This is a genomic window from uncultured Tateyamaria sp. (assembly GCF_947494755.1).
Classification (GTDB): domain Bacteria; phylum Pseudomonadota; class Alphaproteobacteria; order Rhodobacterales; family Rhodobacteraceae; genus Tateyamaria.
This window is the reverse complement of the sequence record NZ_CANLVZ010000003.1, coordinates 269,227-291,563: the sequence shown is the minus strand read 5'-3', so window position 1 is coordinate 291,563 and position 22,337 is coordinate 269,227. Positions and strand designations below refer to the sequence as shown.

At 50.9% G+C, this 22,337-nt stretch carries 27 protein-coding genes and 1 pseudogene; 7 read left to right on the top strand and 21 right to left on the bottom strand.

Going from position 1 to position 22,337, the window contains the following annotated elements; all coding sequences use genetic code 11:
- Positions 1-96: 96 nt before the first annotated feature.
- The 6 genes from Q0908_RS20375 to Q0908_RS05855 form a co-directional block, all read right to left on the bottom strand.
- Positions 97-366, bottom strand: a complete 270-nt coding sequence (locus Q0908_RS20375) for a helix-turn-helix domain-containing protein (protein ID WP_366868774.1) — start codon at positions 364-366, stop codon at positions 97-99.
- A 392-nt stretch (positions 367-758) separates the two neighbouring features.
- Entirely contained in the window at positions 759-986 is a 228-nt protein-coding gene (locus Q0908_RS05875; RefSeq protein WP_299281811.1) for a hypothetical protein, read from the bottom strand.
- A gap of 1 nt (position 987) precedes the next feature.
- Positions 988-1,548 (bottom strand): metallophosphoesterase, encoded by a 561-nt coding sequence (locus Q0908_RS05870; protein WP_299281810.1) that lies wholly within the window; start codon positions 1,546-1,548, stop codon positions 988-990.
- 8 nt (positions 1,549-1,556) lie between these two features.
- Positions 1,557-1,754, bottom strand: coding sequence for a hypothetical protein (locus tag Q0908_RS05865; RefSeq protein WP_299281808.1), 198 nt, complete (start codon positions 1,752-1,754; stop codon positions 1,557-1,559).
- Positions 1,754-2,320: a hypothetical protein gene (locus Q0908_RS05860; protein ID WP_299281806.1), complete on the bottom strand. Its 567-nt coding sequence runs from the start codon at positions 2,318-2,320 to the stop codon at positions 1,754-1,756. Before Q0908_RS05860 ends, Q0908_RS05865 begins: the two co-directional genes overlap by 1 nt.
- On the bottom strand, positions 2,317-3,036 hold the full coding sequence (locus Q0908_RS05855) for an AAA family ATPase (protein WP_299281804.1): 720 nt from the start codon (positions 3,034-3,036) through the stop codon (positions 2,317-2,319). The genes Q0908_RS05860 and Q0908_RS05855 overlap by 4 nt, the downstream gene beginning before the upstream one ends.
- Positions 3,037-3,235: 199 nt before the next feature.
- Here Q0908_RS05855 and Q0908_RS05850 point away from each other — a divergent pair, with 199 nt between their 5' ends.
- Positions 3,236-3,463, top strand: coding sequence for a helix-turn-helix transcriptional regulator (locus tag Q0908_RS05850; protein ID WP_366868771.1), 228 nt, complete (start codon positions 3,236-3,238; stop codon positions 3,461-3,463).
- A gap of 127 nt (positions 3,464-3,590) precedes the next feature.
- Positions 3,591-4,625, top strand: a complete 1,035-nt coding sequence (locus Q0908_RS05845; RefSeq protein ID WP_299281779.1) for an HNH endonuclease — start codon at positions 3,591-3,593, stop codon at positions 4,623-4,625.
- A 449-nt stretch (positions 4,626-5,074) separates the two neighbouring features.
- On the opposite strand, the gene Q0908_RS05840 is transcribed toward Q0908_RS05845, so the two are convergent.
- The 12 genes and pseudogenes from Q0908_RS05840 to Q0908_RS05790 form a co-directional block, all read right to left on the bottom strand.
- A complete protein-coding gene (locus tag Q0908_RS05840) occupies positions 5,075-6,304 on the bottom strand; it encodes a radical SAM protein (protein ID WP_299281777.1) in 1,230 nt (409 codons plus the stop codon).
- Between the two features lie 476 nt (positions 6,305-6,780).
- Positions 6,781-8,250, bottom strand: a pseudogene (locus tag Q0908_RS05835) (IS66 family transposase); the annotation flags it as partial.
- A gap of 54 nt (positions 8,251-8,304) precedes the next feature.
- Complete coding sequence (tnpB, locus tag Q0908_RS05830) at positions 8,305-8,625, bottom strand: IS66 family insertion sequence element accessory protein TnpB (protein ID WP_299281775.1); 321 nt, start codon at positions 8,623-8,625, stop codon at positions 8,305-8,307.
- A 29-nt stretch (positions 8,626-8,654) separates the two neighbouring features.
- Positions 8,655-9,041 (bottom strand): transposase, encoded by a 387-nt coding sequence (locus tag Q0908_RS05825; protein WP_299281774.1) that lies wholly within the window; start codon positions 9,039-9,041, stop codon positions 8,655-8,657.
- A 79-nt stretch (positions 9,042-9,120) separates the two neighbouring features.
- A complete protein-coding gene (locus Q0908_RS05820) occupies positions 9,121-9,636 on the bottom strand; it encodes a class I SAM-dependent methyltransferase (RefSeq protein WP_299281773.1) in 516 nt (171 codons plus the stop codon).
- Between the two features lie 38 nt (positions 9,637-9,674).
- Entirely contained in the window at positions 9,675-11,600 is a 1,926-nt protein-coding gene (locus Q0908_RS05815; protein ID WP_299281772.1) for a radical SAM protein, read from the bottom strand.
- Entirely contained in the window at positions 11,597-12,415 is an 819-nt protein-coding gene (locus Q0908_RS05810) for a hypothetical protein (protein ID WP_299281770.1), read from the bottom strand. The genes Q0908_RS05815 and Q0908_RS05810 overlap by 4 nt, the downstream gene beginning before the upstream one ends.
- A complete protein-coding gene (locus Q0908_RS05805; RefSeq protein ID WP_299281768.1) occupies positions 12,412-13,341 on the bottom strand; it encodes a DUF692 family multinuclear iron-containing protein in 930 nt (309 codons plus the stop codon). The genes Q0908_RS05810 and Q0908_RS05805 overlap by 4 nt, the downstream gene beginning before the upstream one ends.
- Before the next feature lie 16 nt (positions 13,342-13,357).
- Complete coding sequence (locus Q0908_RS05800; protein ID WP_299281766.1) at positions 13,358-13,543, bottom strand: hypothetical protein; 186 nt, start codon at positions 13,541-13,543, stop codon at positions 13,358-13,360.
- Between the two features lie 447 nt (positions 13,544-13,990).
- Positions 13,991-14,344 (bottom strand): DUF6527 family protein, encoded by a 354-nt coding sequence (locus Q0908_RS20370; protein WP_366868780.1) that lies wholly within the window; start codon positions 14,342-14,344, stop codon positions 13,991-13,993.
- A 92-nt stretch (positions 14,345-14,436) separates the two neighbouring features.
- Positions 14,437-15,618: a ThiF family adenylyltransferase gene (locus Q0908_RS05795; RefSeq protein WP_299281764.1), complete on the bottom strand. Its 1,182-nt coding sequence runs from the start codon at positions 15,616-15,618 to the stop codon at positions 14,437-14,439.
- On the bottom strand, positions 15,593-16,252 hold the full coding sequence (locus tag Q0908_RS05790; protein ID WP_299281762.1) for a multiubiquitin domain-containing protein: 660 nt from the start codon (positions 16,250-16,252) through the stop codon (positions 15,593-15,595). Before Q0908_RS05790 ends, Q0908_RS05795 begins: the two co-directional genes overlap by 26 nt.
- Positions 16,253-16,392: 140 nt before the next feature.
- Between Q0908_RS05790 and Q0908_RS05785 the strand changes: the two genes are divergently transcribed.
- The 5 genes from Q0908_RS05785 to Q0908_RS05765 all read left to right on the top strand — a co-directional run bounded on the left by Q0908_RS05785 (position 16,393) and on the right by Q0908_RS05765 (position 19,644).
- Positions 16,393-16,761 (top strand): hypothetical protein, encoded by a 369-nt coding sequence (locus Q0908_RS05785; protein WP_299281760.1) that lies wholly within the window; start codon positions 16,393-16,395, stop codon positions 16,759-16,761.
- The gene (locus tag Q0908_RS05780; protein WP_299281844.1) at positions 16,761-17,924 is read left to right on the top strand and encodes an ImmA/IrrE family metallo-endopeptidase; all 1,164 of its coding nucleotides are present in this window, start codon (positions 16,761-16,763) and stop codon (positions 17,922-17,924) included. The genes Q0908_RS05785 and Q0908_RS05780 overlap by 1 nt, the downstream gene beginning before the upstream one ends.
- A gap of 112 nt (positions 17,925-18,036) precedes the next feature.
- Positions 18,037-18,210 carry a hypothetical protein gene (locus Q0908_RS05775; RefSeq protein ID WP_299281757.1) on the top strand — a complete coding sequence of 58 codons (174 nt, stop codon included), beginning with the start codon at positions 18,037-18,039 and terminating at the stop codon, positions 18,208-18,210.
- Positions 18,207-18,902: a uracil-DNA glycosylase gene (locus tag Q0908_RS05770; protein ID WP_299281755.1), complete on the top strand. Its 696-nt coding sequence runs from the start codon at positions 18,207-18,209 to the stop codon at positions 18,900-18,902. The genes Q0908_RS05775 and Q0908_RS05770 overlap by 4 nt, the downstream gene beginning before the upstream one ends.
- A gap of 187 nt (positions 18,903-19,089) precedes the next feature.
- Positions 19,090-19,644, top strand: a complete 555-nt coding sequence (locus Q0908_RS05765) for an ATP-binding protein (protein ID WP_299281753.1) — start codon at positions 19,090-19,092, stop codon at positions 19,642-19,644.
- Here the strand turns inward: Q0908_RS05765 and Q0908_RS05760 are convergent.
- The 3 genes from Q0908_RS05760 to Q0908_RS05750 are packed head-to-tail and all read right to left on the bottom strand — an operon-like array spanning position 19,603 to position 22,330.
- Positions 19,603-20,064: a hypothetical protein gene (locus Q0908_RS05760; RefSeq protein WP_204417162.1), complete on the bottom strand. Its 462-nt coding sequence runs from the start codon at positions 20,062-20,064 to the stop codon at positions 19,603-19,605. The two genes, Q0908_RS05765 and Q0908_RS05760, sit on opposite strands and share 42 nt — an antisense overlap.
- On the bottom strand, positions 20,061-21,038 hold the full coding sequence (locus Q0908_RS05755) for an ImmA/IrrE family metallo-endopeptidase (RefSeq protein WP_299281750.1): 978 nt from the start codon (positions 21,036-21,038) through the stop codon (positions 20,061-20,063). The genes Q0908_RS05760 and Q0908_RS05755 overlap by 4 nt, the downstream gene beginning before the upstream one ends.
- Positions 21,035-22,330 (bottom strand): thymidylate synthase, encoded by a 1,296-nt coding sequence (locus Q0908_RS05750; protein ID WP_299281748.1) that lies wholly within the window; start codon positions 22,328-22,330, stop codon positions 21,035-21,037. The genes Q0908_RS05755 and Q0908_RS05750 overlap by 4 nt, the downstream gene beginning before the upstream one ends.
- Positions 22,331-22,337: the final 7 nt, after the last annotated feature.

The window sequence follows — 22,337 nt, the reverse complement described above, 5'->3', positions numbered from 1 at the left end:
GGATCAAGGAGATAAGAACAGGGGCTCCTTGCCCTCCTAGGTCCTTAGAGTTGGCGCTCTAAGGCCTTTTCTTTTTCTGACTTGCTGTAGACTAAATCATGGTTGGCCCTCCTTCTCGTAACGTTCGGGAAAGAGACCAGCGGCGGTGGTATCAAGCAGCTGAGCTATATGCTCTTCAACCCGCGCGCTTCGTCTGTACCCTTGGCTGACGGTAGTTACAGAAGCTGGCGATATGCCCAACTCGCGCGCGATATCCGACATAGTGTATCCGCGCAGCTTCAATGCCTCACGAATTTCTTGATGTCGAACCAACGGGTTCGTTGAGTGTAAGCCACGCCGCTCAGCAGAATTGTAGACTAAAGGCATCGTCATTCCCGTCCAAACTGAGGAGAGAATCGCATAATCGTGACTCGCTGGCTAGAGGAAAAAGGGCGGGTCAAGTCAAAAAATACATTAATTACATGGACTTGCGTCAAATCTAGGTCTGGGATTAGACTGAGGTCGGCGACAAAAGTTAGAAAATGAAATCCACAACCATGAATTCTGATGTGCTCGCGCTGGTCGACTAAGTAAGCTCTAGATTGGCTGAATAGGTGACACCCTAACCTGAAATGGTCATAGCAATGGGAAACATATAGCAGACTATCATATTCCAAGAATGAAGGGCAGCATCGTCCGCATTTGCGAGTTGATCTTAGTTGCAGTCAATGATCGCTGACCGCATTCGAACTCAAGGCAGACTAATCTACTACCTAGAACTACTTTCGCATCAGCTTCGGGGACTTTGTGGGGTCGATCCACTGCTTCCCATCCTTTTCACCGGCCCATGGGTTGCCGAAGCTCTTTGGGTCTGGGGGCGTGTCATCCGTCAGATCCGTTACCTTGAGCTTGCGCCGTTCACGGCGGTGCTCAGCTTTTTTGAAGCGCTTGTCACTCTTGGCTGTCGTCATGCCGGTGATCGGCGTCTTGCGATAGGATCGTGCCATCTTAAAGCTCCGCGTTATGCTCAACGTCCTGCCAATGCTTGTTTGCCGGCAATGTCTTCGCGCGCTGTGCGACGTCGCGGATTGTGACTGGCACGTAGCCCCAGACATCGACGCCAACGTTCACCGCATTCTTACTGCCTGTCCACTGGTCATGCACATGGCCAAAGAGATGCAGCGCGCCTTTGCGCGCCCGGTGCCAAGTGATCATCGGATAGTGGTTGAGTACGGAACGAGGTCCATCGCCATCGGCTACTTCTGCCATCTGTGAGACGCTGGTCCAGGGAAGCTGTTGCGTGGCTGACCCGTCATGATTGCCGACAACCAGATGCTTCTCCTTGCCTGGTAAACGCGCAAACAGGTTTGTAAGCCATTTGCTATCTTTCGCCTTAGGTCCAAACGCAAAGTCGCCAACGAACCATAGCGTATCCTGCGGCCTAACTCGCACGCGGAGGTTTTCAATCAAGACGGCATCCATCTGCGCCGCCGATTCAAAGGGGCGTTTGCAGTGCTTGATAATGTTTTCGTGGCCGAAATGCGTGTCGGCAGTGTACCAGATGGTCATGGCTTCGCCTATGGTCTTGAATGCACATGGATGACTTCAATGCGGCCATCAGGCCACTCACGATACGTCTTCTCCGCATCGCCGTAGATGATGGGAACGCCCTCGGCAAAAGACTTGGAGACTACCTTTGAGGAAGCCTTAGCTAAGATGACATCGAGTTCATCCATTGTCAGTTCCTCAAGTGGTTTGGCGTTTTGCTCAGTCATCAGCTTTCGGTCGTCTGCAGTTGAGATAGCATGCGGTCGATTTCCGCGCGCGTGGTCGCAGTGCGTTCACGGTAATGTCTAGACCAGACTTGCAAACCGGCATAGACACTGACCGCGAGCACGAGGATGTAGAGCTGGATGCCACTGGTGGTGAAGGCCTTGTCACCCAGACCGATTGTCTCTGTGATCAATAACCAAGGGATCAGACCCGGCAGAGCAAAAAGGACGCTGAATCCAAAGGTGCTTACCAGAGTTGAGCTAATGGACGTGCTTACAGTCATCTCGTCGCCGTCTTGGACAACACCGGTCGTGAAGTTGGCGAAGGCGACGGGCTTGCCAGAGGCTCGGTTGGCAATGACAGCAACGTCATGTCCCGGTTGCGCGGCCTCGAACATAACGCCTTGATATCGGTACTCCTTGCCGTCTTTGTCGCGTAGCCATAGTTCGGGCGTCGTATTGATCCGTCCATAGCCAGTTTGTCGATCTACGCGGACAGAATGCATTTGCTCTTTGTATGCCGATACGACGCCCCGAACGACAACGAATGACGCCCGTGCAGCGGTCATGATGCCATGCTCTCACGTTCAGATATCAACTCTATAACTTCGTTTGCGAGTTGAATGCACCAACGCTGCCAGCTGCCTTCCGATACACCTTGATCTTTGCTGTGGTTTTGATGTGGAATGAAACCTGTAAAGCTTGGGTCTAAGGGCAGATCTGTTGCCATTATTGGCAACCGCGAGAAAGCGGCTCGGACATTCTGTGGCTGCTCCGACCCTGAGACCAAGCATCTGAGGTTGTCCCGTCGGAATAAGAATTCTTCTGGCAGGCGGTCCTGGATCTCATTAGCGTCGGAGACGTTGCGCGCTGGAAGTATCAGAAGTGAGGATCTGCCTGCCGCCTCGAAAACCGACGCCGTCTGATGAGCCGGGGTGTCGATGACCACGTACGTCCAATTCTCCCGCCATAGCTGATCGAGCACAGCTTTAAGGTAGCCAGCGGTTGTTGCGCGAATGTATTGAATGTCCCCGTCGCGAAATGATCCTTCCTGCACTGTCTCTGCCCATCGACCAAGAATGCTCTGATCTGGCACGGCACCAAGACCGCCTCCTGTCGAAACGAGTTGTTCCTCAAGTGGGACGGCATATCCTGCATCAATGAGAGCAACGCGCTGGCCGATTGATGCCAGTCCAAATGCAAGCGCGGCCGCAGTGGTGGTTCGGCCGACCCCACCCTTAAAACCGATACAAGAGACGGTGTGGAGGTTCAGTTCCATTTTCATGTCGCACACTTAAGGGTCAGAGCGCGGTCGCCATTCGCTAAGCCTGCCCTTTCAATGAATGTGGACGTCAAAGCCACGATTGCGGCGGTCGCGCTAGCGTCTCCCGTGGGCGCAAGGAATATGATGACTCGAGGCTTCATAGGCACAATGTATCTTAAAACAGGTAGAGTTAAAACCGACAAGCGGCACTTTAGCGTTTGTGAAACGTACGCCAAAAAGTGAACTGAGAGATGTGCTTGCACGGAACCTTCGGCTATATCGAGCCGAGAAAGGGTGGTCGCAAGAACGTCTTGCCCATGAGGCTGGTCTAAACCGGACCTATCTCAGTGCCGTCGAGCGCTCGGAACAGAACATTTCTGTTGATAACATCGCCAGACTTGCATTAGCGATGCGCGTTGAAGCCTATACTCTGTTGATGCCGTCGTAGATCGGAACTTCGCAGCCTTCGACAACTGCTGCTTTGTCAATTCACACAACCGCAGTGACAGACGTCCAAGTCTCACATCTTAAGGCGGCGCTCGGTTGTCGCGTCGATCCCTCCAAGCACATGACGCATGGAAACATATTGCATAAAAAGGGCAACTTGTTTCCGTTTTGATGCGATCTTTAATTCTGAATCTCTTTCTTCGCTGTCTGCCGGATGGATTGGCGGGTTGGCAGTTTCGACCTTTCCAGTCATGTTCGAAATCATGGCATTTGGCGTTTTCATCCATCGTACAGATTCTATCTACGACGACGTGCCGTCGGAGCGATATCAGTTCCCAAAGCAGTACCTGACACGCGTTCAGCAGTGTGAGGGCGATTGGATTGTCTATCTCGAACCGAGCAAGGTCAAAAACACTAAGGGCTACTTCGCCGTGGCCAAAGTTCAGGACGTGATCCCAGATCCTAGAAATTCGGACATGCACTTGGCGGTTATCGAACCGGGGACATATCTCGACTTCGGCGACCCTGTCCCGTTTCGTGATGCTGATGATTTGGTCGAGCAAGGTCTTCTCAATGACCTAGGCAAGATATCAGGGCGCGCCCAAGCGGCTGTGCGACCACTTTCATCGACAGACTTTGCCCGGATTGTTGAACGTGGACTTGGAACTGGCGACGACATTCTCCCTCGGATCGGTCAGGCCGGTGCCGCTGATGGCTTCAAAGAAGATCAGACACCTTTTCAATTTCCGTCTGCACGGGACCGCGTCAATCAGTTGACGAATAGAACTGTCCGCGACAGGAACTTTCGAAAGAACGTGCTCCGTGCATACGGCGAACGATGCGCCATCACTGGATTGCGGTTGATCAACGGTGGTGGCCGTGCGGAGGTCGAAGCCGCGCACATCAGACCAGTGGAACATGATGGCCCCGACATCGTCAGTAACGGGATGGCACTGTCTGGCACGGCACACTGGATGTTCGACAGGGGGCTGGTTGGGCTATCGGATAATCTAGCGATCCTGATCTCGAGGCAAGCTAACGACCCTGATGCTGTGAAATCCATGATCAACAGTTCGGGTAAGCTATTGGTGCCGGATCGACCGTCTGAAAGACCACGGGTCGAATTCTTGACCTGGCATCGAGACAACTGCTTCAAGCACTAATTTACAAGAGAAGATTTACGAACATGCCGTTCTCCAAAGAACGAACCGATTTGATCAAAACGCAGCTCCGTCATCGCCTTGAGAGCGGAAGCTGGATAAGCATACTAGCACAAGAAATTCACAAAGCCCTTCGCGATTTGACTTTGAAGTTAAGTCCAACCGAAGGCGAAGAGTCATCTCGATTTCAGTCGCAAATTGAAGTTGAAAGCCAACCAAACGTGCAGATCAGCAAGCTTAGCCCCAAACATCGACGCCAACATTCACCGCGTTGCGGCAATCGCTGACGCTGCATTTGCTCGCGCTCGCAGCGTAGCGATCTCTGCGATGCGGCGCATTTCCCCAGACCGGACATCCCTTCTGGTCAAAATAGGCCGCTTACGCGTCGATTCTCCAATTTGGTAGAAATTGTTGGACCGATATCGGCAAGAACCATGTAGACAGTTCATAAACTACTTTTTTACTACAGCTCGCGCTGCTTCAATATCGGCTGAAGACCATGGTCGTAGGTTAGCTTCTTTCAACACGTTTTTAGGGAGCGTCATTATTACCGACTGCCTAATTTCTGCAATTAACTTAGTCAGGTCACGACAATAAACTGATGGATTATCAAAAATCCGTTCAGGACTGTAACGATGGGACAGGTAACCTCCACCGCATATGCGGCTAATTGGACAGGTTGTGCATGTTTCACAGAGCGATTGGTTAGCTCCATGGTATTTTGAAAGAATTGGGTGGTCTAAGGCTTCGTCCACGGAGTTTCGAAGTACGTTAAAGCCTGTACGACTGACACCTGGCACGGCCGCTCTTAGGGTATCGACCGGCCCTATTTCGCCATCAGTTTCTATGACAACGATTTCATTTTCCCCTTCGCCAAGCGCGTCAGTGGCATATGCAATGCCCAGTGTAGTCGACATGATTTGTTCAAAAGTACGAACTCGAAATGGTCGTATAGGCTCACAATTCCATAGTTCAAAAACTCTCAGCAACCAATCCGCATATGGTGTGCCATCGGTTTTATACGACGGAGGGCGCATGTAATTGGCGTCAGGTAGTAAAAAATCAACACTCTCTGGCCCCAATGCTCGAAGGTGATGATAAGCTTCGTCGGCGGATGTACTGGGATCAATTACGGTCAAAACACCAGGCCTAAGCCCATGCACCTTTGCACGGTTCCAGCCAGTTATTGTTTTATCGTACGATCCTTCATTTTTGTGAGTGATACGATGACGATCGTTAACCGACTTCGGGCCGTCGAGGCTAACACCAACAGATACTCCCCAATCTGCCAACGCTGTGCACCAAGCATCGTTCAACAAAGTCGCATTGGTTTGTACGGAAAACTCAGGAATTACTCCTAACTGATCTTGCCAACGGGATGCAGACGCGATCAAAGTATGAAACGTCTCGCGTCCAGCCATCAACGGCTCGCCGCCATGAAAGACGAACCGAAAACTTTCGAGCCCCCGCGTGGCTGCATGGGTCATGCAACGAGCCACTGATGCTTCAATTACGGCGATGGACATGACCTTGGGCTGCTGCAGCGCTGTTTGATCGCCAAGGTTATACATATAACAATAGGTGCAGTTCAAATTGCAGCGACTAGCAATCTTCACCACCGCCAGCCGACATGTCGGGTGATGGCTGAAAAAAGTTGACTTGCTAGAAAGGCCCCGTTCCATCCCACTACCTAAATCTGCAAGAGTAGGATAAAACGATTGACTTCGCCTCCCTTGCCCTCAAAGGCCTTGACCAAAGTGCAGCCGTTGCGCTCCAGTATATGCTCCCAGCCATCAAGATTTTCGGGCGGGATGCCCTGACCGGATACAACCTGCGCTACATCATGAAAAAGGCCTCGCGTAAGTTCCGCCGCGCTTTCATTTGGCTGTTTCAGATTACTGAAATAGTCACCCAAAAGCATGAATCGGTTCGGAAAAGCGCGTTTGAGCACATCAAAAACGGCGTCAATGCCAGGGCCGGTGGCGTATCCAAAAAAAGCATTCATAACATTTGATGCGACTAAGCACTGTACAGCTTCACGTCGCTCAAGACCAATTATCTCACCTACATTACGGATATCTCCGGTGTGAGCCTGGACCCGATTTGAGAGCCCCGCTTTGGCAATCCGCTGGTTTGCCAAGACAACGGCAGATTCACTGTTGACGATAGCTGAGAGGACACCGTTCAGGTAGCTGTGCGGCTCGATCTTGTTCAATTTGCAGGTTTCAATCAGCGACGCGATGACAGCCCAATTCTGCGCCCCTGCGTCATGACCTGCGAAGAGCGCATTTTTGCGCTGTAGGGCGATCGGGCGGATGGTGCGCTCGACGGCGTTGCTGTCCATCTCGATGCGGCCATCGGTGAGGAACAGGATCAAGCCGTCCCAGTATTTGGCAATATACTTCAGGGCCTCACCGGTTGGGGACTTGGACGAAACCTGCATCCGTGCGGCGTCCAGCCATTCTTTGAAGGCTGCAACCTTTGGCGCTGAACGGTTTTGTCGCATGGCAAGGCGTTCTTCGGCTGTCAGCCCGCGGGCTTTGCTCTCTATCCGATAAAGCGCCGCGATCTGCTTGAGGCCCGCCTCGGCGATGGGCGCGACGTTGTTCTCGGTGAGTTCATAGAGCTTCCGACGGGCATGCGCCCAGCAGTAGGCCAGCGCAATCGGTTCATTGTCCCGAGGATCGAGCACGCGGTTGTATCCGGCATAGCCGTCCACCTGCAGGATGCCGCTAAAGCCCTGCAAGATTTGGGATGCGTATTTGCCGGATCGTCCCGGTGCATAGGTAAACGCAACGCCTGGCGGTTCTGGCCCGTCCCAGGCCCGATCATCACGGGCGAGCGCCCAAAAGTAACCCTTCTTCACTTTGCCCCTGCCAGGATCGAGCACCGGTGCCGGGGTCTCATCCATGAAGAGCTTCGTTGATGTCTTCAGGTGCCTGAGCAGCGCGTCATAGACCGGCACCAGTTCATGCGCGGCCTTGCCGACCCATGAAGCCAAAGTAGACCGCTCAATCTCGACGCCTTGGCGGGCATAGATTTGGGACTGGCGGAACAATGGCTGATGGTCGGCGAACTTTGAGACCAAAACCGTTGCCACTGTAGCTTCCGTCGGCATACCACCCTCAATCAGCCGCGGCACAGCTGGTGCTTGCACAAAGCTGCCTTCGCATTTGCGGCAGGCATAGCGCGGGCGTCGGGTGACGATCACGCGGAACTGTGCGGGGACAATATCCAGCCGCTCACTCACATCCTCGCTGATGATATGGCGTTCATGGCCGCAGGCACATGCCCTGCTATCTGGTTCGATGACCTCTTCAACGCGTGGCAGATGTTTGGGCAAAGCACCGCGCGGCTTGCGCTTGGCGGTTTTGGCCTTTGGCGGATCGACCGCTTCGTCTTCGGCATGCACCGCAGCCATTGCCGTCTCGATATCTTCCAGCGCCAGATGATACTGGTCGGGATGCGCCTTCTCAGACTTTGCCCCGAACAGGGCGCGCTTGAAGTCTGTTAGCAGCTTTTCCAGCCGTTCGATCCGCACATCTTTGCGCGCATTGCGCTCTTCAGAAGCAATAATCATTGCCTTCAGGGCATCGATATCGTCAGGCAATTGGTCCGGCGCAGTCATGGCGCAGACCTATCAAAACAGGGCGATAACCGCCCGTCCAAAACACCCCCCGAGTCACTCTGCCGCAGCGGGAGACGGCACCTCCAGAGATGTCACCCGTCTCCAATCCAGACCGGCAAACAGCGCCTCAAATTGCGCAGGGTCGAGGCGCAGAACGCCGTCCTTGATGGCAGGCCATTTGAACTGGTTCTGCTCAAGCCGCTTGTAAGCCATCACCAGCCCAGTCCCATCCCACCAGATCATCTTGAGCCGATCTGCCCGCTTGGCGCGGAACACATAAACCGCGCTATCAAAGGGCTTCATCTTCAAGTGGCTCTGCACCAGTGCCGCCAAACCATCATGACCTTTGCGGAAGTCCACTGGCTTCGTTGCCACAAAGATCTTCACCCCATGGGATGGATGGATCACAGCGCGGCCGCCAGTTCGGCAATCCGCTGCACAGAGGTCGTTGCAGACACGCGAACAGTCACATCGCCTTTGATCAGATCAATCGTCTCCAATGCTGATGGCGCTTCCGAGGGCATCGGTCGCGATACCTGAGGTTCCGCAATGGCCAAAGGCGCAAACACGACCTCATCCAGGTTCGGCAAAACCAACTTGCCCTCACGGGCCTGCCTGCGCCACTCCGACAAATGGTTCGGACGCAAGCCATAACGCCTTGCAACCCCATTGACCGTCGCGCCATCAACCAATGTCTCAGCCACGATCCGCGCCTTCACATCGCGCGGCCAACGCGGACATCTCCGACGATCCGGCTCGTCGTTCGTGAGAAACTCATCGGATATCTCCATGGAGAAACTCCCTCGTAGAAATACAAGGGCCGGAATCGCAGATCAAAAACTCAAGGGGAAGGTCGGGTCAAAACACCGCTTACGATTCACTAGCATCCAGCCCAATGCAATGGGCCTCAGGATAGCGCAAACCGTATTCGATAGTGAGCCCGCCAGTGCTGCACCCAATGTCCAACAAGTTTGAGATCCCCATCTCGCCGAGTAATCGTAGTATGTCTGGGTCGACTTGCTCTCGGTCGGCGTGTGCAAAAGCCGCAGCATGGCGCGAAAGATCGACCAGTTGAGCCCCATCCCGCTGGCCGCTCAAAATGGCTGGCAATGCTCGCAAACAAGGTCCATACGCACCTGCGTACTGATCTAAGACATGCAGCGCAAAGTTCGTGTCGGCACTGTCTGACGCCAATATGTAGCCACCAACAGTCTTGCGGATGACCGCAGAGCGAGTGGCAACATATTCAAGTAGCGGAGCAAGAATACTTGGGTCGTAGCCAAACGCTTCGCAAAGCTGCTCAAGACCTGCACCACCGCGTAGCCGGTGCAGCAGACCAACTTTCTGAAAGGAATCGAGAATGTGAATGACATAATAACCTTCCATCATAGCAGTCATAGTTGGTGTTACGGGCACAATCCTTTTCATGCTGAAATTTGCACTTCTGAAACTCGCTCCAATGCACCTAAATCAACTAATGCAGCTAGATCTTCCGGCGCTGGCACTGGACCGTCTTGCGCAAGGAAATTCAGAATGATCTCCTCATAAGACGCCGGTTTCTGAAAAAGCCCAAGCAGACTTAGCGTCTCCTCACCAACCGAATATAGTCGGACGTTTCCCTCTTTGCGCAAAAGTATCCAGTTTGATAACTCCGCCGCATCCACAGAATCCGTAAGTAGAGCTGGAACATCGTGACAAGCTGGTAATAAGCGAGCTTCAGGTGACAATCTCAATGCGGAACCCTTTTCGTCAAGCAGGACATCGTCACTCGAAGGTTCGGGGCGTAAGAGAGCAGTTTTCAGGGCCTCAAAACGTGCAATCGAACTCACAGGAGCTGCGGCCCCGAACCTGTTCGCGATATAGGCTGCCAAGTGATCGAGGCTTGGACTACAAAAGTCGGTGTCGGAAGCCCAATCATAGAAGTTGTTTGCGAGCGAACTCAAACTCCCGTTATGAGCAGAGATTAGCCTGGCCAAAATCGGACGTTCTAACTCATACAGTATTGGCCAGAGGTCGGTTACAAAGATCAGCTGTTTGCGTGATATACGAGTTTGGAAATGGTGATGGTTAGGGAAGATTTTAGGGTATCGCGCCAGCAATGCGTCATCATCCGGAGCAAGCCTTGGAAAGTTAAATTCAGACACGTGTTGGTCTAGAACCAGGGTATCCTCGTAGAGGTTCATCAACTCGGTTCCCGGTTCTGGTGTTAGCAGATGCAGTTGGGACTGGTTCAGTGAATGACCACAAAGATGAGAGGCCCCGACCGCATCCAAGGTCGCATTGAGGTCGGCTTGTTCCTCTTGCGGATACCCGGCGATAAATGAGGTGGTCGACTTGATTTTCAGCCGGCTAGTTTCGGCTAGAGTTGGAGCAATTAGATTGAGGTCGAGTCGCTTTTTCGTGATCTCCTGCATCCGCGCTGAACCGGCCTCGACACCAAAGTATATGTCGTTACAGCCCGCTTTCGCCATTGCTTCCAGTAGAGTAGGGTCGACACAGTCCATTCGTGCCGAGCAGGACCACTGGTACCGACGTGTCCGAACAGCCTCACAAAATGCCAACACCATTTTTCGGTTCACAGTAAATAGGTCGTGATTGAGCTTAAATTGGGTAAATCCGTGCTGCTCGTATAGCTTGTCCATTTCCGAAACTAACCGCTCCGGGGACTTGAGGCGGTACTGACGCCCAAAGAATGTGGCAGTTGAACAAAACGTGCAGGAAAATGGGCAGCCTCTCCCTGCTTCGACCCGAATTTCTTCTAGGCCAAAGCGTTCTAAGGGATATGCATCATAGTCAGGTACTGGCAAGAGATCTAGATCTTCGATGATATGACCCGGAGCATTCTCAACAATCTGGTTGTTAGCAGAGCGGAAGGTGATGCCGGGAATGCCGCCAAGGTCTAAGTTGGCATCAAGTGCTTTCAGGACCAGCGGCAAACTGTGTTCCGCCTCATGTCGCGCAATTATGTCAAAGCACGAAAATGCTTCTAGGAGTTCGCGATGAAGTATTGTGGCGTGTGGGCCGCCCAAAAGTACGGGGCAATCCGGATCTAGCTTCTTGAGAGCCTGTGCTATCTGCACAACGCAGTGAATGTTGCAGCCTAAGGCCGTGAATCCAACTGCATCTACACCGGACTGGGCAATCGCCTCCGCCATCGCGCCATAGAGCTCTCTGTCTAACCTCAAGTCACCGTCCAGAAGCAATTGACGCGGGTTCAGAATGGAAGCGTCAAATCCAGTTTGATGCGCCACCGCAACCAGAGACATCAACCCTAGGTGAGGTTGTGGATCAAATCGTGGGGCTTCAATACCTCCTTCGAACAGAATATTATCAACCAACAACAGTTTCATAAGAGCCAGTTTCCGTGCAGAGTCACGAAACCGCGGGCAGCTGCCTTAGCCGCGATCGTTTTGATAATCAGTGTTTCGACTTGTGGCAGGCCGGATCGTTCCATTGTGTCCTGAACTTCGACAAGGGAGCCGCCGGACTTCAACGAAGAGAAGACAGCAGCGGTAAGTAGATCCACCTCCAAAATTAAGACAGCTTTATCTACTCCAGTGTGCCAATAGCATAAGACATGTTCGCGTTTTGTCATACTCGATCGCGTTAGGGTGCGCGTCACGAAATCACTACAAATCGCTACCACATCTAATGACTTGGGCACCAATGTCAGAGTGCCGTGCCAAGTCATATCTGATGTGCACACTGCAGTTGGATTTCTTTGGCCAAGGCTAAACAATAACTGTTCGTGGGCAAATGTCTCGGCGACAGGAATTGCTATATGTTCAGGTTGCATATCTAAAAAACGATCTAGCCACGAACTGATCAGATCAAGATGCCGTTGATGCTCTAATGGCCCATCTGCTCGAGCCGTAACATAATCCACTGATATATCGCAAAAAAAGGAGTGCTCGACGTCCAAAATACCCATCAGAGCAAGTGTTGCAGGGATATGCCGACGGATGGCACTGTGTTTGACCTTGGTGATGAACCCTCGGAAGCGCCGGATACGCTCTAACTCATCTGCTCCAAGTAATTCAACGGCGTCCCATTCTTCGCGAAAGCTATCTCCCAAGCCCCTCTTTTCTAGGTTTTGGGCGCGAGAAAGGAAATCTGGATCAGTCAAACAACGTGCAACAAGGCTCTGCGTTTCGTCCGGAGTCATGCCAGTTCAGCTGTCGGACTATAATTTCCAATTATCTCTCGAGCACGAGCGACATCATTTATTACGATATTTTCTGGGAAGTTTGCATCCCAGTTGTACTCCAATGTCACAGCTCGAGGTCGAGCCTTACGCATAAGATGCTCAAAAAGCTCAAACACCAGTTTTGGAGCTGGCATAGTATGATCGTCCCAAACGGTTCCCCCTTCTTCGCGTGCACCCGACAAATGAACTTCGACCACGCGATCCAATGGAAAAGCTGCCAGTGTGTCGAACGGGTCGATCGCAGTATTTGCGCAGGTAATTGCTAGGTGGGACAAGTCTAATAGAATTCGCGCCTCCGGCCTTCGGTCACACATAGCATTGAAGAACTCGACTTGCGTCATCGTGCTTCCAGGCATTGAGAAATAGACTGGCCCATTCTCCAAGAGCACCCGCGTTCCAAGTTGTTTCTCCCAAGCCGCGCTTACATTCAATACTCTGTCAAGGATCGGCGGGCTAAGCTGTGGGCTTACGGTGTAGCCTACGTTAAACGGCGTACCGTCCAATACGAAATTGGCCTCTAGCGCACCTGCTGCCTGCGTTGCGGCGTCATGTTCAGCGATGTCCCGATAGCGACCATCGCTTCGGACGTAAGCGAGGTGTTCGCCAAGCCAAGGAGTACCTGTTTTCTGAACCCAATAAGCAAGCTTTGCAGCTAATGCTGGTGGAGGCGGCGAATTTCCAGCAATCGATAGCGAAGCGCAATGAAGTACAATAGGAATTTCATCACGCAAATTCCCCACATCAGGCGTGTGCAAAAGCTGCTCGAACGCGATCTCTACATAGTCCAATAGTCCGGGATTCGACTTCACAAATCCGGGAACATATTCAGAATAGGTCAATCCGACGGCAGTACTATCAACTGGGAAATCGACTTCGCTGGCCATGTTAAGATATGAGGCGTTAGTCAACCATTTGCTGGAAGGCAGCGAGCTGCCCGGTAGACACCACACCTCTGTCTTCAAGAATGACTGAGATTTTTCCACGCTCTTGAATACACTCGATTACCTTCTTCTGCGTCTCAGCGTCCAAAAGATCAAACTCTAGAGTTTGACGACCTGCTACTTTTGCCCGTTCATCATCAGCCATAATTAATTCCTTCCTTATCCAATAAGAGGAAATGTAGCACAACCATGGCGAGTCTCCAAGCTCGATGTAAGCCTCATCCAAATGGGCAACTTAGGTGAGTATAACCTTGTGCATGACACGGCTTCCCCGGCTTCTCCTCTGGGTCGACAATGTTCATGTCGGACCGGCCAGCTGCTTCATTGGGTTTCGATTCAAAAAAATTGGAGGAAATAGGTGGCTCCGATTTTATTCGTACATTGCTGAAACAGCTGCGAGCTTAAGGCCTCCTCATAACTGAGCAAGCACCCTCCGTGCTTGAAACAACTCTTACTGTGTTGCGGATTTCATGATTTCTGCAACGGCAAGGCACTAGCATCAAAATTAGGCAATTGGGCTGGTGCACATATCAGGCGCCTAGCTACCTTGCGTAGCAGCTGTTAGTGCAACGCCGCGATAGAACGTCCGAGCTTATCTGAATCTGCCTCTAATCCAACGCAATGACTGTCCTAACCAGTTGGGTTGGACTGGGTTACGCTCAAGTTTGTCTGGCTGATCTGGAAGGCTATCGACGGCTTTGATCGTGCGGCCTCTCTTACGTACTAAGTCCCGCTGACGGCCCTTTTTGATTTGTTCATCACTCCATTGGCCTGCCCATACGATTTTGTTGTTCTTGATAACGTAGTGCGACTGGCAAGGCAGGGACCAACTTCCAATCGACGGCCTCACGGTTATGGATTTTCCATTGTAACTCAGATTCCAGTCATTTGGGGAAAGTGGTGTCACAACTTTGCGCCCGCAGCCACATGCGCACAGATGAAGCATGGTGCAATACTCTATGGATACATAGAGGACACCCGAATCCAGTTCCCTTGGCGCGTTCGTGACAAACTGAGGTTCTAAATGGGAAACAGCGTTCATGCTGCATCCTCATTCAGGATGTGATTATCGGCGACACGGAACAAGCTGAAAAGTTCGTGTTCAGTATCCCTGTAGAAGCCACACTCCTGCTTCCATTGAACAATCGCGAAACCGGCATTAATGGCATTCAGTTCGGCGATCTGAATATTTCGCGCATATTCGTTATTGCCAGGCGCAGCCTTCATTGGAATACGCTTACGATCGTGAACGTGTTGGCGGTTCTCCGGCGTGCTGGTCGTCGTTCTCAAAGTGGCCGTTAGTCCGTTTCTCACGAGATTGACCCCAATGCCAACATCAATGAATTTGGAGTCGAAGCTTTCAAGAGCCTGAACGATTGGCACTTTCGCCTCATTAGCGTCAATGCACAAAAACACCATGTCGAAGCCTTCCAGCTGTGCGACGTTTTCCTCCGTGATGTACTCACCGTGAGGAACTATTCCCCGGTGCATCTTGCCGTATTTATCAGCCAGAAAACCTACCTTCGGCGGTCTCCCCATAATCTCTTCGATAGTTGCAGCACCTGGACAGCGGAAGGCGGTGTGTTGCTCAAAAATATCCCCGTCAAAAAGGTGGATCTCGTCGACGGGAGTCTTTGAAGCATAATCTAGGACGTATGATCCGGTGCCGCCCAGTCCGACGATGGCAATCGAACGCTTGGTGAGCTTCTGAGTTACTTCGCTAATGCCCACTCGTCCCGAAGCATTGTCAAAGTACTGAAACGGTGAGTCATCTGTGCTGCCTATGACACGAAAAGTGCGTGCCGTGCACTCAGGATCAAGCGCCGCAGCTTGGTTTGCCAAGATGGAAGCGTAAGTATGCATCTTTTCGTAGTAGTCGAGATAATATCCGCGCTTCGGTTTGCTCGAAAACCGATGATTGATTGCCCACTGCCCAGCCACATTCTCATTGCGGGTGGCGTTGCGAATACTCTCAAGCTGCTTACCGTGCGCGTCGCAAGGGTAGTCTCCAGAAAACATGATCACATGATCGGAGGGGCGCGCCACCTCACTGAATGAACCTGTGAGAGGCGAGATAAGTGTACCGCGTTTGATTTCTCGCGCACTCGTAACATATGGCACGTTACACATGATCAAATGGTTATGCTCAATGCTGACCTCGTAGCCATCATCGATCAGACGGGCGACATCGGCCCTAAGATTTGTCGGTTTCTGATACATCGAAAATCATCCCCTTTTTGAGTTTGACGGATTCACCTGCAATCAGAGAGCCTTCGGGCTTGTTGCCTGGACCCTTGCGATAGCTGACGGTGTATTCTGTGTTTGGCGTCACTTCAGTATTCGGGAATGCCAGTTTGGCGAGTTCCTCGAACGAAAACCGCCCAGGCTCGACGTACTCTTCCACTGTGTTGATGACGATGCAGATTTTTTCCATCGGTTTGGAGATGATCCGCTCAGCGCCTTTTGCTTTGAGACGCACGACATCGTCATCCTCGATTGGGCGATCACCTTCGCTGTCCAAAATCAGCTGATGATCGTCGGGGATGCCGCCATACGCACGGATATCAGAAGCCGAGATTTCGCTGGCACCCCATTCGAACCCACGTTCGTTGATAGTGAGCGAGAATACCCGGTCAGACTCAAATGAAAGGAAACATGGTGGTTCATCCTGGTTGAGATCAACCGCCTCGTCCAACCCGATTGACTGGCTGGTACCCTGCCCGATTTTGATCAAGACATAATTGCTTGCTGGTGCAAGCCCTGCTGATTGACGGATTTGGCGGCCGGAGAGGACCACGTCGATAGATTCGAAGGCGCTACCATCGACTTTGTAAGCTGCGTTGTTGCTGGCCATGCCTATTTTCCCTTCGGGTTTATCTGGCTCATTCATGTCGCCGAATCGTGCCCGAATGGGTTGTATTCATTGACTTTGCGTATTTGTTCCCATATTGGGTACACATTCATAACTGACTCGGCGGAGCCTCAGAGTCAAGAATGAATGTTCCCATTTTGGGAGCTTTTTTGATTTCTGGTCCTGGAGGGGTTCAAATGCAGGTGTTAGGACTGGATGAAATCGAGTGTTTTCTTGCGGGCCGCAGCGATCCGCACACCCGCGAAGCGCTGAAAGCCTTGGTGTTTGAGCTCAAACATCGCACCTGGCCGGACGCAGAAGCACTTATGAAAGACTACCCACAAGCAGAATTATGTGAATTGCCGAAAGCGAGGTTTCGATTGGCCAACAACACAGTCCTAGTTGAAGGTATGATACATTTCGAAAGTGGCGTTCTGCTGCTGAAAAAGTGTATCGAACACCGCGATCGACGCCCTGATTCTGGAGATCATACGGAATGGGAGGCCGCGTGATGATTAAACCTATAAAGAACAAACTAGACCATCAAACTGCAAAGGAACGTATGGAAGAGCTTATCTTGTCGTCAGACGACAAGGACGTATTGGACGAAATCGAAGTGCTCGCTGCTGTCATAGAAAAGTACGAGCGTAACCACATCATGACAGAGGCACCTTCAGCGCTGGCAGCAATAAAACTTCGGATGGAACAGAGAAATCTGACAGCGCGCGATCTGGAGCCTTACATTGGTTCTCGCGCCCGTGTGTCCGAGGTTCTTTCGGGCAAGCGCAAACTCTCTATGGATATGGTGCGCGCACTGCACGCTGGATTGGCGATTCCGTACGAGTCTTTGATGAAGAAGGAAGAGATCGGATCGACTATGGCGGTAGAAGTAAGCCAACCGGTGCTGACTAAATTAAAAGAGCTCGGCTTTGATCTGAATATGAAGGATATTGGAGGATTTCTACGTTCCGCTTTTGGGCCAAATTTTGTTCCAGCGCTGAACAGAAGGACCAGGACACAACGTGCAAGTGGAAAGACCGATCTGAATGCTCTGTTGGTCTGGCAAGCGGCTGTGTTGACAAAAGCTGATCAGAATCCGCCCATTGGTAATTTCTCTAGAGAGCTCATTGATAAGAATTTCTTGCGATCTATCGCGAAACTAAGCACGCACCCCCAAGGCCCGCTAAGAGCAATCAACGAACTTTCCAAGCAGGGCATTATCGTGGTTATCTTTCCCTTGTTACCAGGCACGTTCCTTGATGGCGCTGTGATGTTGCTCAAGGGCAAGACGCCGGTGATTGGGCTTACTTTGCGTCACGACAGGATTGATAATTTCTGGTTCACTCTACTCCATGAGCTGTCTCATTTGGCAAAACACTTCCAAATACTGTCTACTTCGGATCATGTCTTTTTTGACGAGCTCGACGTTGAAACAGACGATGAGATCGAGGCCGAAGCAGATTCTCTAGCGAAGAGGAGCTTGATCCCTGCTAGGTTTGCAAGTGTCTGCCGAAAGAAATTTGCGCGGACCGAAGAGATTGAAAGCGTAAGTGAGCAGGCTGGCGTTCATGTATCTATCGTGGCCGGTCGTTGGCAGAAAGAGAATGGGGACTACAAAAAGTTCTCACGTCTGATCGAGAGGAATATAGTGCGAGACATGTTGCGAAGCGCTTAGGGTAGACAGCATTCCGTGTAGACAGATGTGCAATGACTTGTCTGGTTAGGTCTGGACACCGAACGGCACCACCGATGTCGAGATCGTCGATCACCATTGAATGGGCACGATAATGAACTTGGTAGGAGAACCAATGCACCCCGGTGAAGTCCTCAAAGAGCTTTATCTTGATCCCTTGGACATCCGGGCGATCGCCTTTGCGCGACGTCTGGATGTGCTTCGGATGCGCATCGAAGGGCTGATCAGGGGCACGATTGGGATAGTCGTGTCAGGAACTTTTCCATGAGTGTTGATCAATTTATTGCCCGCCTGCGGGAAACCAGCGTGAACTGCAATATCGCTAATCCTTACAATTGCTTTGTCGAAAACATTGATCAGACAGCTGAGGCATGCTGTCAACGAAATCTACAACTCTCCGCATATCTGAAACATCGCCTGGAGTCAGCGCGGTTTATTCTAGTTGCCGAGGCACCAGGGTTTCAAGGCGCAAGGTTTACGGGAGTTGCTATGACGAGTGAACGCCTCTTATCTAATGCGCAAGGTTTTGTTACTGAACGAGATATTCTTGGCCAAGAAGGGCTATTTTCGCGTACAAGCCATGCAAACGCGTGCCGAAATCAGGCAGAAAGGCAGCTCGGATTTACGGAGCCTACAGCTAGCATTGTTTGGCGTGCAATAATGGAGGGACATCGAGCCGATGAAGTTGTGCTTTGGAACACGTTCCCATTTCATCCTTATCGGGGAGACTATCCCTTAACCAACCGGAAGCCTACTTTGGAAGAAATAAATTACCATGCGGGTATTTTGGCGGATCTGAGAGGTCTATTCCGCGCAAACTGTCGGGTAGTCGCGATTGGCAACGTCGCAAGGGATCATCTGAACCATTTGAACGTTGACGCTACACATATCCGACATCCTGCAAACGGTGGCGCTCCCGATTTCAGAAGGGATATAGAAAAACTTTTTGATTCGAGCTGAATGTCAGCGCAAAATCCATAAATAGGAGGTTCTCCCAAATTATCCATACAGTTTCCGTGGTAGAATATAGGGATATTGGTAGACAGAAGAAGTGTAAGAAAGCCCCCAGACGGCGTTGTTTTTCTTTACAAAAGTCTTGTCATAGGTGTCTATAGTTTTGGGTTTACCTTTTTGTCTGGAGACATCCATGAAATTAGCTTTGTCAGGTGCACATGGAACGGGCAAGACGACGCTGGTTGAGAGTGTTAAAAAAACTCTCGCCGCGACCCACAAGATCGAAATCTGCAGGGAAGTGCCCCGTGTTATCGGGGACATTGCTGATGATCGCGAGTTCTTTCGCAGAGGGCATAATACCTTGCTTCGACAGTGCACAATCTTTCTGTACCAAGTTATTGAAGACCATATGGTTGAGAGTTCAGCAGAAGTTGTGATTTCTGATCGGACAATGGTTGATCATCTAGCATACACCGAAGTGCTATTTCCAGAATTCAAAGAAACAACAGAGTACAAAGTAGTCTCAAGAGCCGTGGGCGTTTGGTTACAAACGTACGACCAAGTCGTGAAAGTTCCAATTGAGTTTACGGTGGAAGACGACGGAACAAGAGAAGCTGATTTAGCATTTCAAAGGAGCGTCGACGAGAAGATTGATGAATTATACTTAGGCTTTGGCGTCAAGCCTTCATCGGTTACTGGGAGTGTTTCAGAGAGAACTGACCAAGTAGTTGGACTGATCGGAACATAAGCAGTCATCTACAAACTGTTGGATGATAAAGTCCATTTCCTCTTCATCGGAGTAAGTTTGAACCTTCAGACCGCTGGTATCCAATAGACCTTCGATGAACCGAGAATAAGCCTTGCCCTCGATCACAAGTGGTAGGATTTTCTTACCCATGCTCATGGCAATCGCGATCTCCGCGCCGACCCCCAATGAAGGCTCGTTTAAGAACACTACCAATGCTTCTGATTTCTTTATCTCATCGAGGTCGCTCTTGAAGACAGATCCACTGTTTATGTCGCTATTTTGTTCAGGGTCTGTCTTGGTGTGGGGCACGTAAGGCGTGCCTCCAGACTTAGAGACTGAAAGAGCAGCGTTTTCATAAACGATTCGAGCAATACTGAGGTCCGCAGACCCTTGCAGAGCCCCTGAGATATAGAACTTCATGAATTTGCTCCAAAAAGACGATCATCAAATTTGCCAGGCGGCGCGCAGGCGATTAACAGGCCTCTGCCGTCCTGCGAGTCACCAAATGCCCTAGAATCGTTAAGAAATGAAGGGCGTTTTGTAGCGTGCGACCATTCTACCACCTTAGAGTCCATGCGCCTAACTCGTTTACCAAGGATCAGCTCTATGGGCAGGATTCCGTCTTCTTCGATGTGTTCAAAGCCCAGCGGGCGATTTCCAACTCGAATGTGTTTCATTGTGCATCCGACCGGGAGCCAGGTGTCATTAAGGCCACCAGTGTATCTTGAAAATACCGATGAGACACGGAGTTCATTACTATCGCGAGCATTGCGCTTATACTTCTTCAGCAGGATCAAGCCGCCATCAGGAACTAGGTCAGCAATGCTCCAAAACATCGAGCTCATCGATACGTCAAATAGATCGGTAAGCTCTCTAACCGTTTTTTGGGAGAAGGGTCGATTTCTGATTGCTTTGGTTAACTCACTCCTTGGAATGAGAAGCTGAGATGCTCCGAAGTCACACAGATCTTCAACGAAATCGTAAGCCTCTGAACTGCTATTCGCTAGATCAACCACGCGTGCGCCAACCGCTCTGATTAAAATAATATGTGCAAACTCGTGTGCAATGGAGAACCTCCAGCGCCTCGACCTTCCGCTTTCCCCCTTAAAACGAGCCTTTGGAATTGCAAGCTGGACCTTCCCACCTTTCAGCTGGATGGCAGCCTCTTCTTTGCCGACGGGCAAGCTTTCATACGCAAACTCGACATCCAACATATCGAGCAGAGGCTTAACTCTGTAAGGTGGCTTCGTCTGTCCGGATTCTTTCAAAAGTGACGTGCAGAGCCGCCTCATCGAGCTTTTTGAATTTTCCCCGCCAGTTTTTGCGTTCAACGCCTGATCAATCGCCTTAATGATCAACTGAGGGCTAGCTTCGCTAGAGGAGTTGAATGTCATTCGTCACCATCACCGATGTCCTTCAAAGCGCTTCTGAATTCATCTCTTGAAATCTCAACGTCGTCGCTTCTCGCGGCTAGCTTTGACGTGTATCTTTCTTGCAATTTGAAGATTGTTGCGGTGGGTACTTTTTTGCCGCTTTCACCTTCATGATCCAGGATATTTTTTTGGAGAGACTTGCTTGTCTTAGTGTCGTGAAAGAGGACAATATTGTCTGATCCTAAAAGTGTGGCGGTAGCGCTGAAAGCGGCTTCATCCAGTGTTTTCTCAGGTTTAACCTCCCAAGCGACGAGATGAGCCAACTCTGGGTTCATCGCCGATTTCAACTCATCCAAACCGGTCTCCGAACATTTGCGTCGCGCAACCGTCACCAACAATGAGAACGCAAACTGTCGCCAATAGACAGAAAAATCATCTTTAATTCTGTCTATCCAGTCAGCAACTGCGTGATCCGAGATCGCTTCCGATTTGTGGCGTAGATCAGCTTCAAATTCGACAAGTCTTTTAACCTCCTCTAGTGGCTTTGGGTTGACCGGCATCTTGTCCATCGGCGTCGAATGCTTGGTTCCGCCGTCATTAGCGATGGCTACTGAAAGCGGCTTCATGTTGTCGTAGATATGCATTGACGCCGCATAGTGTTTTAACGGCCCCATCGTGACACCGCATTCCGAAGCGATAACTTCGGCCAACAAAGAGAATTCAAAAATATTGAAAGGTAAAAGTATTGTAGCGTTGTTGGATCTCATCACAATCTGGGTGTGAAGTTGATCGTTGCGGATATGAAAAAACATCCCGAAAGCACACGGAACGTCTTTTGAGTCCCTTGTTGTGTCAGTTGGTTGATAAATGGAAATCGCCGCGCGCCGAGAGTTCGGATCTTTCTTTAGTCTATCAATCACGCCTTGCAGTTGGTCAATTCCCGGAAACGCGTACCTGATCCGTGCACCATATGATGAGCCAGGAACGATAATTCCGTCATCTGAGAAATCGGCCACTTTCTCTTGATAAAACTTGATGTCAGCTAACCTGTTATTGCCGGAAATCATCCACACAAACCGAGCAACAGCAACTGGTAGATCGAGTTTCATCTTTTCATTGAAAACGATGCGATCCAGCGGATCGGTAAGCTCAATTGAGTAGCCTAAGCTCTCAGTTGTCTTATTTTGGACCTTTGCGGCACCTGTGGAAACGCTTCCTGATTCTGGGCTAACTAGTATATCCCTCATCACCTGTCGAAACATTGCGTCTGCACTACCGTGTGATCCGCCGGGCTCTGTAAAATAGTCACTCATCAAACTA